The sequence below is a fragment of the Streptomyces sp. McG3 genome (assembly GCF_018619185.1).
GTDB lineage: Bacteria > Actinomycetota > Actinomycetes > Streptomycetales > Streptomycetaceae > Streptomyces.
In genome coordinates, this window is the sequence record NZ_JAAXYC010000176.1 from 1 (window position 1) to 15,763 (window position 15,763).

9 protein-coding genes are annotated in these 15,763 nt (G+C 74.9%); 8 read left to right on the plus strand and 1 reads right to left on the minus strand.

From position 1 onward, the window contains the following. The 3 genes from HET64_RS24890 to HET64_RS24900 all read left to right on the plus strand — a co-directional run. On the plus strand, window positions 1–1,073 hold a 1,073-nt coding region (locus HET64_RS24890; RefSeq protein ID WP_215109137.1), incomplete at its 5' end, for an SDR family oxidoreductase. A gap of 2 nt (window positions 1,074–1,075) precedes the next feature. Beyond that, entirely contained in the window at window positions 1,076–2,053 is a 978-nt protein-coding gene (locus HET64_RS24895; RefSeq protein WP_251145821.1) for a class I SAM-dependent methyltransferase, read from the plus strand. Continuing rightward, entirely contained in the window at window positions 2,050–3,180 is a 1,131-nt protein-coding gene (locus HET64_RS24900) for a cytochrome P450 (protein ID WP_215109141.1), read from the plus strand. The genes HET64_RS24895 and HET64_RS24900 overlap by 4 nt, the downstream gene beginning before the upstream one ends. A 214-nt stretch (window positions 3,181–3,394) precedes the next feature. On the opposite strand, the gene HET64_RS24905 is transcribed toward HET64_RS24900, so the two are convergent. Then, window positions 3,395–5,035: a DHA2 family efflux MFS transporter permease subunit gene (locus tag HET64_RS24905; protein WP_215109144.1), complete on the minus strand. Its 1,641-nt coding sequence runs from the start codon at window positions 5,033–5,035 to the stop codon at window positions 3,395–3,397. A gap of 124 nt (window positions 5,036–5,159) precedes the next feature. On the opposite strand from HET64_RS24905, the gene HET64_RS24910 reads away from it, so the two are divergent. From HET64_RS24910 to HET64_RS24930, 5 genes are all read left to right on the plus strand, one after another. Next, entirely contained in the window at window positions 5,160–5,660 is a 501-nt protein-coding gene (locus tag HET64_RS24910) for a MarR family winged helix-turn-helix transcriptional regulator (protein WP_251145823.1), read from the plus strand. Window positions 5,661–5,825: 165 nt separating this feature from the next. Then, a complete protein-coding gene (locus HET64_RS24915) occupies window positions 5,826–6,686 on the plus strand; it encodes a DUF4132 domain-containing protein (protein ID WP_215109146.1) in 861 nt (286 codons plus the stop codon). Further along, window positions 6,683–11,881 (plus strand): hypothetical protein, encoded by a 5,199-nt coding sequence (locus tag HET64_RS24920; protein WP_215109150.1) that lies wholly within the window; start codon window positions 6,683–6,685, stop codon window positions 11,879–11,881. The genes HET64_RS24915 and HET64_RS24920 overlap by 4 nt, the downstream gene beginning before the upstream one ends. Further along, window positions 11,878–13,137 carry an AAA family ATPase gene (locus HET64_RS24925; RefSeq protein WP_215109152.1) on the plus strand — a complete coding sequence of 420 codons (1,260 nt, stop codon included), beginning with the start codon at window positions 11,878–11,880 and terminating at the stop codon, window positions 13,135–13,137. The genes HET64_RS24920 and HET64_RS24925 overlap by 4 nt, the downstream gene beginning before the upstream one ends. A gap of 3 nt (window positions 13,138–13,140) precedes the next feature. After that, window positions 13,141–15,763, plus strand: a 2,623-nt coding sequence (locus tag HET64_RS24930) for a DUF5682 family protein (RefSeq protein WP_215109155.1), incomplete at its 3' end; no start/stop codon positions are given.

Here is a 15,763-nt window from a genome sequence, read left to right on the forward strand (position 1 = left end):
GGATCCGCCTTCGCACCGTCCCCCCGCCCGGCATCCCCTTGGCCGGCACGCCGCGCCGGATCCTGCTCACTGGCGCCACCGGCTTCCTCGGCCGCCACCTCCTCGACCAGCTCCTGGCCCGGACCGACGCGCGGATCCACTGCCTCGTCCGCCAGGGCTCGATCGATCGGCTGCCGGTCACCGACCGCGTGATCCCGGTCCCCGGCGACCTGTCCGCACCCGGCCTCGGTCTGTCCTCGGAGGACCACGACACCCTCACGACCGTGGACGCGATCTACCACAACGCCGCCGTGCCGCACTTCGCCGCTTCCTACGACGCCCTCAAGCCCGCCCACGTCGACGCCACCGCCGCGATCCTGCGCCTGGCCGGCGACAGCGGCGCCCCGCTGCACCTGATCTCCACCCTCGGCGTCTTCCTCGGTGACGCCCACGACGGCCGCGTCGTCACCGAGGCCGACGCTCCCAGCGACCCGACCGGCCTCACCAGCGGCTACGACCTCAGCAAATGGGTGGCCGACGCCATGGCCGTCGCCGCCCGCGGCCACGGTCTGCCGGTCTCGGTCCACCGCATCGCGGCCATCGTCGGCGACACCGCCACCGGCGCCGCCGACCCGCGCTCGGCGTTCAGCCGCTGGCTCACCGGATGCGTCGCCGCCCGGGCAGTCCCGGACACCGCCGAGGTGCTGGACATGGTGCCCGTGGACACGGTGGCCGCGGCGGTCGTCGCCCTCTCACAGGCCCCGAACCCCCTCGGCCGGGACCACCACTACCACGGTGACGGCGGCCTCACCCGTGCCGCCGTCGCCGCCGCCCTCACCTCGGCCGGCCACCCGGCCGAGGTGGTGCCGTACCACCGATGGCGGGAGCGGATGCTCGCCGACCCGGCCGGGCCCTTCGCCCCCCTCGCCTTCTCCCTGCCCGAACACCCCCGCCCGCACCCGCGGTTCGACTGCTCCCGCACCTGGGCCGCCGCGGCCGGGGCGGGGGTGGGGTTCCCCCCGGCCGACGAGCGAATGCTGCGCAGGCACCTGGACTTCCTCACCCGTGCCGGCGCGCTTTCCGGAAGTGGATGATCATGCCCTTGCCCGAAGAATCCTCCGGTGTCCCGGCTCCCGTACTGGACCGGCTCGGCGCGGCCGGGTACCGGGCCATGATCGCCGGTGTCCGGCTCGGGGTGTTCACCGCGCTGGAGGCCGGCCCGCTGTCCGTCGAGGAGCTGGCCACCACGATCGGCGGTGACCCGGCCGGGGTGCGCAGCCTGGTGAACATCCTGGTGACCTTCGGCTACCTGCGGCACGACGAGGACGGAGTCACGACCGCCGTGACACCCGGCCCGGTGGACGCCGAACTGTTCTGGCACGAGGTCCTGTTCGAGCACTGGGCCGATATCGAGGACACCATCCGCACCGGCACGCCCCGCCGCGGCTTCTACACCTGGCTGAGCGAGCGCCCCGCCTCCGGGGCCCGCCTGCGCCGGATGCTCGCCGGCGCCGCCGCGGACCTGGCCGACGACATCGCCGCCGCGCTGCCTCCCGCGACGACCGTCCTGGACATCGGGGGTGGCCACGGCGACCACACCGTCGAACTGTGCCGCCGTCGCCCGGAGGTGCGGGTCACCGTGTTCGACCTGCCCGAGACCATCACGGCCCTCCGCGAAGACGCCCCGCCGGACCGGGTGACGGCGCGGGCAGGCGACTACCTCACCGACGACCTGGGTTCCGGGCACGACCTGGTGCTGCTGTTCAACGTCCTGCACGGCCACCGCCCCGAGGAGTGCCGCGAGCTGTTCCGGCGCGCGGCGAAATCGTTGGCTCCCACCGGGAGCATCGCCATCCTCGACCACGACCGGGAACCACCGGCCGGGCTGGGCCCGGCCGCGGCCGGGTTCCTCGGCATGTTCGACCTGACCCTGTGGCAGGGCCACGCCGGCGGCGTACACCGCTACACCGACCTCGCGGCATGGTTGGGCGAGGCCGGGCTCACCGAGACGCGGGTCGTGCCGCTCGCCGCTTCCCCGCTGGAGAAGCTGCTGATCGCCGGCCGGCCGTCGTGACCGCCGACCCGTACCCGGGCTACGCATGGTTGCGCGAGCACGAACCGGTCTGCCCCGTCGGCGGCCCGCACGTACCGGGCCGGATGTGGCTGGTGACCCGGTACGACGACGTCCGCGCCTGCCTGGCGGACCGCCGCCTGGGCAGCCGCGCCCCGGCCAACCCCGACCCGCACCCTCCCGGTCTGTCCCATCTGGACGATCCCGGACACGCCAGGCTGCGCCGGCTCCTCGCCGCGGCGTTCACCCCCGCCGCGGTGTCCCGCCTGCGCGATCGCACCGCCCGGACCTGCGCGCACGCCGTCGAGTCGTTCGCCGGGCGGGGGCGCGCGGACCTCGTCGCCGAGTACACCCGGGAGGTCCCGGTCGCCGTCGTGCACGACCTGCTCGGCGTCCCGGAAGCCGAGCGCGCGCCCGCCGCCGAGGTGCTGGACATGTGGTACCGGGCGAAGTTCCAGCAGCCTCGGGACGAGGTGAGGCTGGCCGACCTGCTGGGTTATGTCCGGAAGCTGGTGGCCTACAAACGATCGCACCCGGGGGACGACCTGCCGACGCGGTTGATCGAGTCGGGCGCGCTGACCGGGGACGAGCTGGAGGTGATGGTCATGACGTTGATCGGCGCCGGTCACATCACCACGATCCAGTTCCTCGGCACCACCGTCCTGCGGCTGCTCGGCCACCCCGGCGGGCGAGCAGCCCTGCTCGGCGGCGCCGTCGACTGGTCCCGGGCGATCAACGAGCTGCTGCGCCTGGACTCGCCGTCGCACGTGGCGGAGTACCGGTACGCGGGCGAGGACCTGACGATCGGGGACGCCCGCGTGGCAGAGGGCGACGTGGTGCTGCTGTCACTGGCGGCGGCGAACCGCGACCCGAACCGGTTCCCCGACCCCGGCGACCTGGACCTCACCCGTGATGCCCGCCCGCACCTGGCGTTCGGCCACGGCGCGCACACCTGCCTGGGCAGCCATCTGGTGAGACTGGAGACGGAGATCGCGATCACCACGCTGTTCGGCCGCCTGCCGGACCTGACCCTGGACATCCCGAGCGGCGAGGTCGAATGGGGCTACGCCCCGACGTTCCGCGGCCCCCGTGCCCTCCCGGTCACCTTCACCCCCTCCATGAGCCGCTGACCTCGTCCCCGCCGGGGAACGCGCACGGCGGTGGGCCGACGTCGATTCTCCGTACACGTGGAGCCCTTTCCCAACACGTGGAGCCCATTCCCAACACGTGGAGCCCATTCCCAACATGTGGAGCCCTTTCCCACCCCACGTATCAGCGTGAGGTGGGAAGGAGCTCAAGTACCGCCTCCGTCCGCCTCGTTCGCGGACGGTCGGCATCGGGCCGTCAGCGGGGCGCGGCCTCCGGGACCGCCGACGGGTCGGGTTCCACCGCACCGGCCGCGGGGGAAGCGGGGATGAGGAAGGACGCGATGAGCCCCAGGAGGACGAATCCGGCTGCGACGTAACCGCCGAGAACCACGCCGTCCGTCATCGCGGCGCGGGCCGCGTCCGCGACGGAGGCCGTCTGCGGGTTCGCGGCCAGGGGGCCGATCGCGGCTCCCGCGCTGTCGGTGACGGCCCCGGTGAGCCGGTCCGCCTCGCCCGTGGGCAGGCCGCCTTCCGTGAGCCGGTCGTTCAACCGGGTGCTGAGGGTGGTGAAGAACACCGTGGTCAGGGCGGCGATGCCGAGCGCGGAGCCGAGCTGCCGGAAGGCGCTCTGAATCCCGGATGCCTGCCCGGAGCTTGCTTCGGGGATGTCGTTGAGGACGACGTTGGTGACCTGGGCGGTCGCGAAGCCGACGCCGATTCCGTAGAGGAAGAGCACCAGGGACACGGACCACCAGGAGCTGTCCGGCGCGGCGATCAGCCCGATCCCGGCGAGCCCGATGACCTCCAGTGCGAGACCGACGCGCAGTTGGCCCAGCGGGGCGACCTTGGCGGCCATGCCGAAGCTCGCACCGCTGGCGACGAAGGAGCCGATGGCGACGGGAACGAGGGCCAGACCGGCCTGCAGGGCGCTGTAGCCGAGAGTGAACTGCAGCCAGAGCGGCAGGATCGCGACGACGCCGAACTCGCCGATGCCGATGATCAGCGTGGCGATGTTGCCGCTCCGGAACGACGCGATGGAGAACAGGCCCACATCCATCAGGACTCGGTCCGAGGCGCCCTCGCGGCTCAGGGTGATCTGCCGCCGTACGAACGCGGACAGGGCGGCGGCCGACAGGACCAGGGCCACCAGGACGGGCGAGGGGCCGCCGGACCAGGTGAGGCCGAGGACCTCCAGCGGGTGCACGCCGACGATCCAACCGTAGTTGCGTCCCTCGACGAGCCCGAACGCGAGCAGCCCGAGACCGGCGACGGAGAGCAGTGCGCCCGGTACGTCGATGCGGCCCCGGGTGCGGGGCGAGGGGGCCATGTACAGGAGCACGCCGGCCCCGACGAGCACGGACAGCGGCACATTGATGCCGAAGGCCCAGCGCCAGGAGGCGTGCTCGGCGAGCCAGCCGCCCAGCAGCGGGCCGAGCGCGGCGGCAGCGCCGATGGTCGAGCCCCACACGGCGAACGCCTGGCCGCGCGCCTTTCCGGTGAAGGTCGCCTTCAGCAGGGACAGCGAGGTCGGAAGCAGCATCGCCGCTCCGGCGCCCTGGAGGAACCGCGCGAGGATCAGCAGCCCGCTGTCGGGCGCGAGCCCGGCCAGCACGCTGGTCGCGCCGAAGACGACGACACCGCCGAGGAAGATCCGGCGGGCGCCGAAGATGTCGGCCAGCCGGCCGGTGAGCAGGAGCAGCGCGGCGAAGACGATCGCGTAGGACTCCTGGATCCACTGGGCCTGGGCCGAGGTGGCGTCCAGGTCCTCGATGACCGAGGGAACGATCACGTTCACGATCGTGGTGTCCACCACGATCAGCGCCACCCCGAGCGCGATCGCGATCAGGCCGAGCCACCGACGGGTGGCGGTCGGTTCACGCACAAGAAGTCCTTCCATCATGGAATAGTTCCATGAAGAAAGTAGATTCAGGGCGGTAGGTTGTCAAAAGGCCGCAGTGTGAAGTGGTCCATGGAGGGGCGCGCGTGCGGCGCGAGTGCCGGATCTCGGAGGAAAGGTGGCGTTGGCGTTGGCCGTGGAGGAATCGGCGCACAGCGGTGTGGCGGAGCAGCGGGAACGGCTGATCGAGTCGCTCCGGGCCTACGGTGGCCACTTCGCCGAGCTGAGCCGCCTCTTCGCCGACTGGCTGGGCCTCCACTCCACGGACGCTGCCGCGCTGCTGGAGATCGCCGCGGCGGAGGAACGGGGCTCCCCGCTCTCCCCGGCCCGTCTCAGCGAGCGGATCCTGCTCTCCCCGAGTGCGACGACCGCCCTGCTCAACCGGCTGGAACAGGCCGGGCACATCGTCCGCAGCCGGGAACACACCGACCGCCGGGTCATCAGCCTGCGCAGCAGCGCGTACGTCCAGGAGCGCGCCGACGCGTTCTTCCGGCCCCTGGGCGTCCGCCTGGACGCGGTCATGGCAGGGCATCCGCCGGACGTGCTGGCCGGCTTCGAGGCCCTGCTCGCCGACCTGAGCACGAGCATGGACGCGTACATCGCCGAGCGGACGCGCAAGGCCTGATACCCGCCCGGCCCGTCCCCGGCCGCGGGATGCGGAGGGGGTCCGAACCCGTTGTCACTGGGGCCGCCTAGAGTCTCTCCCACTCGTCACGGTGCGTTGCCGTCGACGGGTCTCATCAGCGTGCCACCGGTTCGGCGGCCGTTCGGAAACAGGGGAGAACAGCGCATGGGGTGGGTGTCGGCAGGCGACTACGAAGTCGCTCTGGAGGCGGGCAAGGTGGTCTGCCGCAACGGGAACGGGCGGCGGCTGAAGTCCGTTCCGGCCAAGTTGAAGGACGATCCGGCGGTCGTGGGTCTCCGGCAGTTGACCGAGTGGATGGAGCGGCACGAACGCCGGTGCCTGACCGACGTCGAGCAGTGGATGGTGCGCTCGCTGCCCGTTCCCACGGCCGTGCTCGCCAGGGTCTGGCCCGACCCGGCGTGGCAGGCGGCCCTGCGGGACGTGGTGGTCACCGGCGCGGACGGCGGGGTCGCCGGGTTCCTGCGCGACGTCGACTCCGAGCGCGGTCTCGGCCTCGTCGACCTGGACGGCGACACGGTCCGCATCACCCCGGACGTGGTCAGCGTGCCCCACCCCGTGCTCCTCGAAGACCTCGACGAGCTGCGGGAGTTCGCGGTCGAACTGGGGGTGCGCCAGAACGTGGAGCAGCTGTTCCGCGAGGTGTGGCGCCGGCCGCCGGGCCTCGCCCCGGAGACCACCTCCGTGGATACGTACGCCGGCGGCGTGTTCAAGGAACTGCGCTTCCTGCACGGCCGCGTCACTCAGCTCGGGTACCGGTCGCGCGGGGGATACGCGGTCTGCCCGGTGGTCGAGGACGGCGCCACCGCCGAGGCGCGCATCTGGATCGGCGAACACGACGGATACGACGCGTACGACACCGAGACGGGCTCCCTGGGCTGGACCGACCCCGCGGGGCGCGCGCTGACGGCAGCCGAGATCGGCCCCGTGGCGTGGTCGGAGGGCATGCGGATGGCGGCGGCGCTCTACGCCGGCCGCGACGTCGAGGACGAGGAGCGGGCGGCATGAGCATCACGACCACGAACACGGACGCGAACACGACGCCACCGGACACGGCGTCCCTTCCCGGCCAGGCCCGGGGCGGGAGCGCCTCCGGCCCCGCCGCCCGCGCCCGCGCGACGGCCCTGCTGGACGCGGGCGCGATCCTCCCGGCCGGCACCACCGACCGGGACGACGCCGACGCGCTGACCGCCCGCACCTACACGCACACCGCCCTCGGCGACCGCCCCGTGGTCCGCCTCGTGCCCGGCACCCTCGGCGAAGCCGAGGACCTGGCCCTGGAGTTCCTCGGGCTGGCCCGGACCGCCGAGGCCCCCGTCGTGGGGCAGGTGCGCCGCGAGACGCTGGGCTTCCCGGCCTGGGCACTGGTCAACGACCCGGCCAACGGGCACCACGCCCTGGCCCTGGTCAAGGACATCGAGCGGCTGGGCCGGCAGGCCAGGAGCCGCGCCGGAGCGGCCAAGGAGGGCTTCGACGCACTCGGCACCCGGCTCGGCCGGGCCGTGCCCCACTTCCTTCCCACCTACTACGAGCAGGTGGCACGCCTCTTCCTCCAGGCCGAGAACACCAGCTACGCCGCCTCCTTCTTCGGCAAGGCCCGCGAGGCCGAGCGGGTGCACGGGCTGGTCGTGGACGAGGAGCGGCAGCGCGCCGTCTTCCTGGAGTTCGCTCTCGTCGGGGCGCTGACCGTCAAGGCGCTCCGGCAGTACGTACGGGACCTGGTGGCCCGGCTCGAACCGGCGGACGCCTGGGCGCAGTTCCGCCGTCTGCTGGTCGAGCGCTGCGCGGCCGGCATGCCTCCGTACGCGGCGCTGCCGCAGGACGTGCGCGCGCTGGTCAAGGCCGCCGGACTGGACCGCGAGGCCGCCGAACGCGACCTGGTGGCCGATCTGATCGGCTCGCCGGGAGTCGTCCGCGCACCCGCCTCGTTCTGGGAGGCCTACCGCTCCTCGCTCGTCGAACTCGCCCGACGGGACGCGGCGGTCAAGGCCCGGCTCCTCGGCTTCTTCCCGGAGACCTTCACCGAGAGCGGCCGGGACGCGGACGGCGCACCGGGCTGGCTCGCCCTGCTGGCCGAGTCCGGCGCCGATGAGCTGCTGACCGCCCTCCCGGATCCCTCCGGCGACCCGACGTCCGGCTCCGCCGCCCTCTCCGCCGCGTCCGTCTCCCCGGCGGACTGGCTGGCCCGCTGGGAGGCACACCGCGGGCGCAGCCGGGTCACCTCGGGCCGCTGCCCTGCGACCCTCGGTCTGGCCGCCCGGATGGCGGACCGGCTGCGCGCCGACGGGCACCCCGTCGAACTGTTCCAGGGCCGCTGGCAGCGCACCGCCGACCTGGACCTCCTCGACCTCTGCCTGGCCTCCGGCATCCCCGTCGCCGAGCCGGACGACCAGGACGCGGGGACCGCGCGGTCCCTCGGATTCCCGATCGGCCCGTGGCTCACCGACACCACGCCCGGCGCGCGGGACCTCACCGCCGTCGCCGAACGCCCCTTCTTCCGCGCCCTGCTGAGCCGGAACATCGGGAACCTCGGCGACGGACACCGCCAGCGGCTGAGCGACGCAGGCCTGGCGAAGGTCGCGGCGCACCCGGTGCTCTCCGTCGTCCTGCGGGAGTGGCTGACCGCCCGCGCCGAGGAGTACGCGGCCGCGCGAGGGCTCCCCGGGCTGCGCGCCGCTCTCAACAGGCTCTCGTCGTTCGGTTCCGTGGTCGCGGACGTCGCCCCGGAAGCCGTACGACTCATCGAGGGCCACGACGTCGTGCCGCTGCTCGCCGCCACCCTGCGCACCGGCGTCCTCGACGAACTGGGCTGGCCCGCGCTCGACGAGACCTACGCCGAACTGGCTGCCGAAGCCGCGGCCGCCGGGCGTCAGCAACACAACCGGCGGGAGACCGCCGGCGTCACCGGTGCCTGGCCCGCGCTGATCCTCAACACCCTCGAACGGGCCGTCGTCATCGGCCCGGAGGGCGTCCTGCTGCGGCACACCCTGCGACTCCCCGCAGGCATCGACCACTGGCGGACGATCGCCCTGCGTTATGTCGACGGCGAGTTGCTGGTCATCTGGTGGGAGGACGGCAAGCAGCGCGGCTACTGGTCGCACCGCCCCGCCGAGGTGTTCACCGTCGGCGGCGAACAGCTCCCCCGCTGGGGCGGCTCCGGCCCCTCGGACGAGGTCTGCCTGCCGCTGCCCGGCGGCGGCCGCGCCACGGGCGGCAAGGCCCTGCACGCGGGCGACACCTCCCTCCCGCCCCAGCGCGCCGTCATCTCCGACGGCACCGGACACTGGCGCGAGGGCCACCAGGGCACCCAGCGGGTGTGGCTGGAGTACGACCCGGCCGGCGGCACGCACGGCCGCGCGTCCCTCCCCGCCTTCCTCCGCTCCGGGGTGCGGGACGGCGCCCGGCTGCTCGCCGAGCACTGCCAGGTGCTGCCCCTCCAGCCCGGTCTGGAGGCCACCCCGTTCGGCACGGACGGCACGGTCCTCGGCCGCTGGGTCCGCCGCACGGTCACGGAGACCGGCACGGCCGCCCCCGCCGACGGGCACCGCACCGTCGCCGGCACCCCCGACGGCCACACGGTCACCCTGCCGCACCCGCTGCCCGGCGGCGGCTCCCCCGTGCCGCTCGGCGCCCTCGCCCTGCCCGGCGGGTCACGGCTGGTCGCGGCCCTGAACCACCGCTCCGTGGAGGCGCACCCGGCGGACACCGACGGCACCGGCGGCAAGCTGTGGTCCGTCACCACCGACTCCTCCGGCGGGAACGACGCGGCGGGCACCCCCTATGTGCCTCCGGTCTCCTACTGGCACGCCCTGCGGCCGAGGGACGAGCGGGGCTCCATGGCCCTGCGGAACCTGACGGACGCCCGGGCGGAGGAACTGTTCAACGAGGTCGCCACAGCGGTCGCCCGCCACCTGGAGGCGTTCCGGGCCGTCGAGGAGTACACCGGGCCCTCCTCGCGGGAGCTGACCGAGGAAGCCGCCGCCCGGGTACTGCCCGAGGTGTCCGACGCCCGGCTCCTCGCGGGCGTCACCGCGTTCGTCCGGAACGCGGTGGACCGGGCCGTCTCCGCCGCCCGGTATGTGGAACCGCCCGAGCCCGTGGAACCGGCCACGCCCCGGAACACCGCGCGCACCAAGGGCATGTTCTTCGACCACGAGCCCGAACACGGCGACGACGGGACGCTGCGGGACGCCTCCGCCTGGGGCTCCGAGCGGATGCACGGCAGCTGGTGGGGAGGCGGGAACCGGTGGACGGTGATCCGCCAGATCCTCTCCGTCAACCATGTTCTCGGCGGCGCACCGGCGTTCGGCCCGCCCACCCCGTCCAAGGTCCCGTTCACCCCGGTGGACGGCTGGCAGCGGGACGAGTACACCGTGCCCGGCGACTCCCTCAGCTGGCTCTCCCTCCTCGACAAGCTGCCCGAACTGGCCTACCGGGCAGCCTCGGAGACCACCTCCGCCGAGCACCGCACCGGGCTCCTCGTGCTGCTCGAAGCCCTCGCCGCGGGCCCGCTGGCCGACCCGGCGGGCACCGTCCGGCAGGTGGAGCTCGTCGAACCCCTCGGCGGGGTGGATCCCGCCCGGGGCCGCCCCGAGGCCGTGCACCGCCTCGGCCAGGTGCTGCGCAAGGGCGCCCGCACGGTCGTCGTCCTCGCCGACCGCGGCCGGAACACCCGGGACGACGCGGCCTGCTGGCTCGCCCTGGACCACGACCCGACCGGCGCCTTCGGACCCGTCCCCGGCTTCACCCTGGACCGCGAGCGCGTTCACCGGCAGGGCATCGCCCGCGACCGGCTCACCCGGCTCACCGCCCTGGTACGGGAGCACGGCCCGGCGCCCTGGCGCCCGGAGGCCGCCGAGGCGTTCCACACGGCCACCGCGATCGGACCCCTCCAGTCCGCCGCCCTGCTGTCGGCAGCCGTCCAGGAGCCCGGCGCCGAGGCGCTCGCGCTGCTCGGCGCGAAGACACGTGCCTTCGAGGAGGCCGGGGCGCGGCTGGACGCCCTGCCCCGCGACGACCGGCACGCCCTGCTCCGGGCGCTGCTCCCCGACGAACCGGCCGAGCTGTGGTCCACCGGCCCCGACGTCCGGGCCGCCGCCGAGGTCTGGCAGGAACGCCTGGCCTCCCTCGTCCGCGTCCCCGAGGAGCTGGACCTCGACCTCTCGGGCACCACCCCGGGCGCCGTCGACCTGGTCCTCAACGCGGGCTCCCGGACCTGGCTCGCCCACGGCACCGCCGTCCAGGACGGCACCGGCCGCCCGGGCCCGCGAGTGACCGGCGCACGCGGTACGGTCTCCTCCGCCCTGACCGCCCTGCACACCCTCGCCTACACGCTGCCGTACGGGCACCCCCTGCGGGCGCACCTGCCCGTCGGGCTCGCGGCCCTGCGCGGCCGCCTCGCCGACCCGGACCTGGTCCTGGACCTCGGTCTGCACTGGACCGAGTCGGGAGGCCCGATCGGCGCCGCGGTCCGCGCCGCCCACGGGCTCCCGGAGTCCGGCGGCGCCGACGCCGACGGACTGGTCCGGGCCGGCACGGCCCTGCTCCTCGCCCCCGGTTACGGCGACAACGAGAAGCTGCTGATCCGCCCGGCAGGCCTGGCAGGCCCCGACGACCCGGCGTTCGGCCTCGTCGAGGGCACCGTCAGCAGTCACGGCACCGGCGATCTGCTCGCCCTGCGCGCACTGCTGGGCGAGCAGACCGGCCTGCTGGCCTCGGCGGGCGCCCCCGACGGCTCCCCGCACCACCCGGCCCAGGACCCGACGCGTGCGGTGCCGGACCTGGTGGCCGAGGCGGCGGCCGCCCTCGGCCTGAGCGCGGACACCGCCGCCCTCTACCTGATGCTGCTCGCCCTGCCCGACCCCACGGACCGCAACTGCGTCCGCTGGACCGAGTGGAAGCCCGCACGGATCAAGAAGGCCCGGGCGGAACTCGCCGCCACCGACCTCGTCGTGGAGGCGAAGCGCTCCCGCGCCGGCCGCACCCTGTTCCTCCCCTGCGGCTGGGTGGAACGCGGAGCCCCCGGACTGCCGCTGGAGACCTGGAAGGAACGCCTGTACCCGGTGGTCGGGTCCGCCCGGACCCTGCCCCACCTCCCCGTGCCCGCCCTGTACGCGGCCGCCTGGACACGGGTCCGCGACGGCGACGCCCCCGCCTTCGAGGAACTGGACACCCGCGCCACCAGGAAGGGCCGCCGTCGATGACGAACGACACCACGACCACCACGACCACCCCGGAAAGCACCGTTGAGGAAGGCACCACCACCGCCGGCACCACCACGGGCGGCACCCCGGGCCGGGCGGCGCCCGGCCGGGAGTACCGTCAGATCACGCTCCCCGAGGACCGGTACGCCACCGAGCTGGCCTTCCTCGCCGCCCACGACCCCGGCCCCCGGCCGCCCGGCTGGCTGCTCACCCCGCGCGCCGTCGTCACCTTCGTGACGGGGAGCGCGGGCGAGCCACTGGGCCTGCCCAAGGGCGCCGCCCCCGGTGCCGGGGTGCCGCGCCGCCTGGTGATCGAGCAGAAGTTCGTCGGCGAACGCGCCCTGGTCGAACGGTGCGTCGTCACCCTCGCGGGGGAGCGCGGGCTCCTCCTCGTGGGCGAACCCGGCACCGCCAAGTCCATGCTCTCCGAACTGCTGTCGGTGGCCGTCTGCGGGACCAGCGCGCTCACCGTGCAGGGGACCGCCGGCACCACCGAGGACCAGCTCAAGTACGGCTGGAACTACGCGCTGCTGCTCGCCCAGGGCCCCACCGAGCAGGCCCTGGTGCCCTCCCCGGTACTCACCGCCATGACCCGGGGAGCCGTGGCCCGCGTCGAGGAGGTCACCCGCTGCCTGCCGGAGGTCCAGGACGCTCTCGTGTCGCTGCTCTCCGAGCGGCGGATCGCGGTCCCCGAACTCGCGGGAAGCGAGGGCGCGCAGGTGCACGCGGCCCCCGGGTTCACGCTCATCGCCACCGCCAACCTGCGGGACAAGGGTGTCTCGGAGATGTCCGCCGCGCTGAAGCGGCGCTTCAACTTCGAGACCGTGGGCCCCATCGGGGACGTGGACGCCGAGGCCGCGCTCGTACGGCGCCAGTCGCGGGCAGCCGTCGAACGGGTGGGCGCCCCCTACCAGGTGGACGACGCGGTCCTCGAAGCCCTCGTCACCGCCTTCCGGGACCTGCGCGAAGGCCGCTCCGCGGAGGGCTGGGAGGTGGAGCGCCCCTCCACCGTGATGAGCACGGCGGAGGCGGTCTCCGTCGCGGGCTCCCTCGGCCTGGCCGCCGCCTACTTCCCCGGCGACCGGGACGTGCTCTCCCTCCTGCCCGGCCATCTGCTCGGCGTCGTCCGCAAGGACGACCCCGCCGACGCTGCACGGCTGCTGGGGTACTGGGACGGCCCGGTGCGCAGGCGCGCCGAGCAGGGGTCGGCCACCTGGCGTGCCCTGTGGGACCTGCGCGCGGTGCTGGAGAACTGACGGATGAACGAGTCGACCATCCCCGGGGCGCGGTCCGCCTCGGAAGCCGCGGTGGCGGCCCTCGCGGCGACCGGCCCGGGGCGGCCGTTCCTGATCGGGGTGCGCCACCACGCCCCCTCGCTGGCGGCCGCCCTCCCGGCGCTGCTGGACGCGGCGGCCCCCGACGTCCTCCTCGTCGAGCTTCCCGCCGAGTTCCAGCCGTGGCTGGGCTGGCTCGCCCACGAGGAGACCGAGGCGCCGGTGGCGCTGGCCGCCGTGCCCGAGGACGGGCCCGGCGCCGGTCCGGCAGGCGAACGGGGCCCGGCCTTCTACCCGTTCGCCGACTTCTCGCCGGAACTGGTCGCCCTGCGCTGGGCGGCCAGGAACGGAGTCCCGGCGGTGGCCTGCGATCTGCCGCTGGCCGACCGGGCGTGGGCGGCGGGCGGCCCCGACACCCCCGCCCCGGTCCCGGGCGCCGACTCCCCACCGGTGCCGGGGGAGGGGCACGGGCTGTCCGCCGCGCTCCGGTCCCGGCTCACCGGCCGGGAGGGCGACGACATGTGGGACCGGCTGGTGGAGGCCCTCGCGCCCGGTTCGACACCCGAGGCGCTCCGCCGCGCCGCCCTGCTCACCGGCTGGGCGCTGCGCCACGAGGCCGAGGCGCGGGGCGGGGTGCACGGTACGGACCTGGTGCGCGAGGCGTGCATGCGCCGGCATGTCGCCGAGGCCCTGGCGAGCGGACGGCGGCCCGCCGTGCTGGTGGGAGCCTTCCACACCCCGGCGCTGCTGCCGTCCGCCGCCGGGGGCGGCGCGCCGCACGTGCCGGAAGCGCGGGAAGTGCCGAAAGCGCCGGAAGAACCGAAAGTGCCCGGAACGCCGGACGCACCGGCAACGCCGGAAGCGGTGGCAGTACCGGAGGCGGTGGCAGGCACGGAAACGCCGGACCCGGCCGCCGTGCCCGGGCCGGGTGCGCACGGCACCGCCGGGACGACCGGGTGCACGGTCTCCCTGGTCCCGTACACGTATCCGCTGCTCGACTCACGCTCCGGCTACCCGGCCGGCATCCGGGACCCGGAGTGGCAGCACACCGTCCTGGACGCGGCCGGGGACCCGGCGGCGCTGCACGAGGCGCTGATCCGCACCGCGGTCCGGGTCTGCGCCGCCCTGCGCGAACAGGGCCACCCCTACGGCCCGGCGGACGGCCGCGAGGTCGTCCGGGTGGCCGGTGACCTCGCCCGCCTGCGCGGCCTGCCCGCCGCCGGCCGCGGTGAACTCCTGGAAGCCGTACAGACGGTGCTGGGGCGCGGAGAGACGTACGGCACGGGCCGCGCCGTCGCCGGAGCCCTCGAACGCGTCCTGGTCGGAGCCCGCACCGGACGGCCCGCACCCGCCGCTCCGCGCAGCGGTCTGGGCCCCGCCGTCGAGGCCGAGACCGCGGCGCTCGCGCTGCCCGGGCCGGAGGACACGCACGAGAAGACACCGCGCGACCTCCGCCTCGACCCGGCGCGCTCCACCCTGGACCGGCGCCGCGAACTGCTGCTCCGCAGGCTGACGGTGTGCGGCATCCCCTACGGGACGGAGCAGGGGGTGGCCGGTACGGCGGGCGGTGAAGGACTGACGACGCGCTGGCAGGTGCGGTGGACCCCGGCGACGGCCGCGATGCTCACGGCGGCCGGGGCCCGCGGTGTCACCCCGGCCCAGGCGGCCGAGGGCGTGCTGCGGCAGCGGCACGCGGCCGAGCGCGCGGAGGGTGGTCCGACGGCCGCCCAGGTCGTCGGCGGCCTGGCGGAGGCCGCCGAGTGCGGACTCCCCGCCCTGGCCGACGAACGGCTGACGGAACTCGCCGCCGTGCTCCCCGCGAGCGGTACCCTTCCCGAGCTCCTCGCCGGGCTCGACCTGCTGGATCGCGTCGAGGCCGGCCACCTCCCGGGGCAGGCCGCGCCCGACGGCTCCACGGCCCCGGACACCACCGCCCGTGCCGCCCGTACCGCGCACGCGGCCGAACTCCTGACCTCGGCGGCGGTACGCCAGGTCGACGGCCTGACCGGTTCCGAGGACCCCGAGGACGCGCGGGCGCTGCTCGAACTGGCCCAGCGGGCCGACCGGTTGGGCGGTATCCGGCTCACCGGCGCCCTCGCCCGGCTGGCCGCCGACGGCACCCCGTTGATCGCCTCGGCCGCCGGAGCGGTCAGGGTGCTCACGGGCCACGAAGAGGCGGAGCGCTTCGGGGGGCGCGTCGCGTCCTGGGTGGACGGAGCCGTGGACAGCGCCTCCAGGGCCGCGCTCACCGCCCGCCTCACCGGCGTCCTGACGGTGGCGGGCCCGCTCCTGACCGTCGGCGCCGGCGCCCTGGACCCGCTGCTGCACCGGGTCGTCGAGCTGGACGACACCGCGTTCCTGGCCCGGCTGCCGGCCCTGCGAGGTGGCTTCGACACCCTGAGCCCGGCCGCCCGGGAGCGGCTGCTGGACACCGTCGAGGAGCGGCTCGGCGAGCGGGTGGACACCCTCGACGCGGACGACCCGGCCGAGCTGGCCCGCCGGACGACCGCCGACCTCGCGGCCCGCGAGCTCCTGACCGGCCTCGGCCTGCCCGTCCCGCCACCCGCGTGGGACGACCGGAACCCACCGCCGTCCGGCCGCCCCACCG

Coding starts and splice junctions, on each gene's coding strand:
- HET64_RS24925 (WP_215109152.1), top strand. CDS start 11,878: ATGACGAACGACACCACGACCACCACGACCACCCCGGAAAGCACCGTT.
- HET64_RS24905 (WP_215109144.1), bottom strand. CDS start 5,035: ATGGAAGGACTTCTTGTGCGTGAACCGACCGCCACCCGTCGGTGGCTC.
- HET64_RS24915 (WP_215109146.1), top strand. CDS start 5,826: ATGGGGTGGGTGTCGGCAGGCGACTACGAAGTCGCTCTGGAGGCGGGC.
- HET64_RS24920 (WP_215109150.1), top strand. CDS start 6,683: ATGAGCATCACGACCACGAACACGGACGCGAACACGACGCCACCGGAC.
- HET64_RS24895 (WP_251145821.1), top strand. CDS start 1,076: ATGCCCTTGCCCGAAGAATCCTCCGGTGTCCCGGCTCCCGTACTGGAC.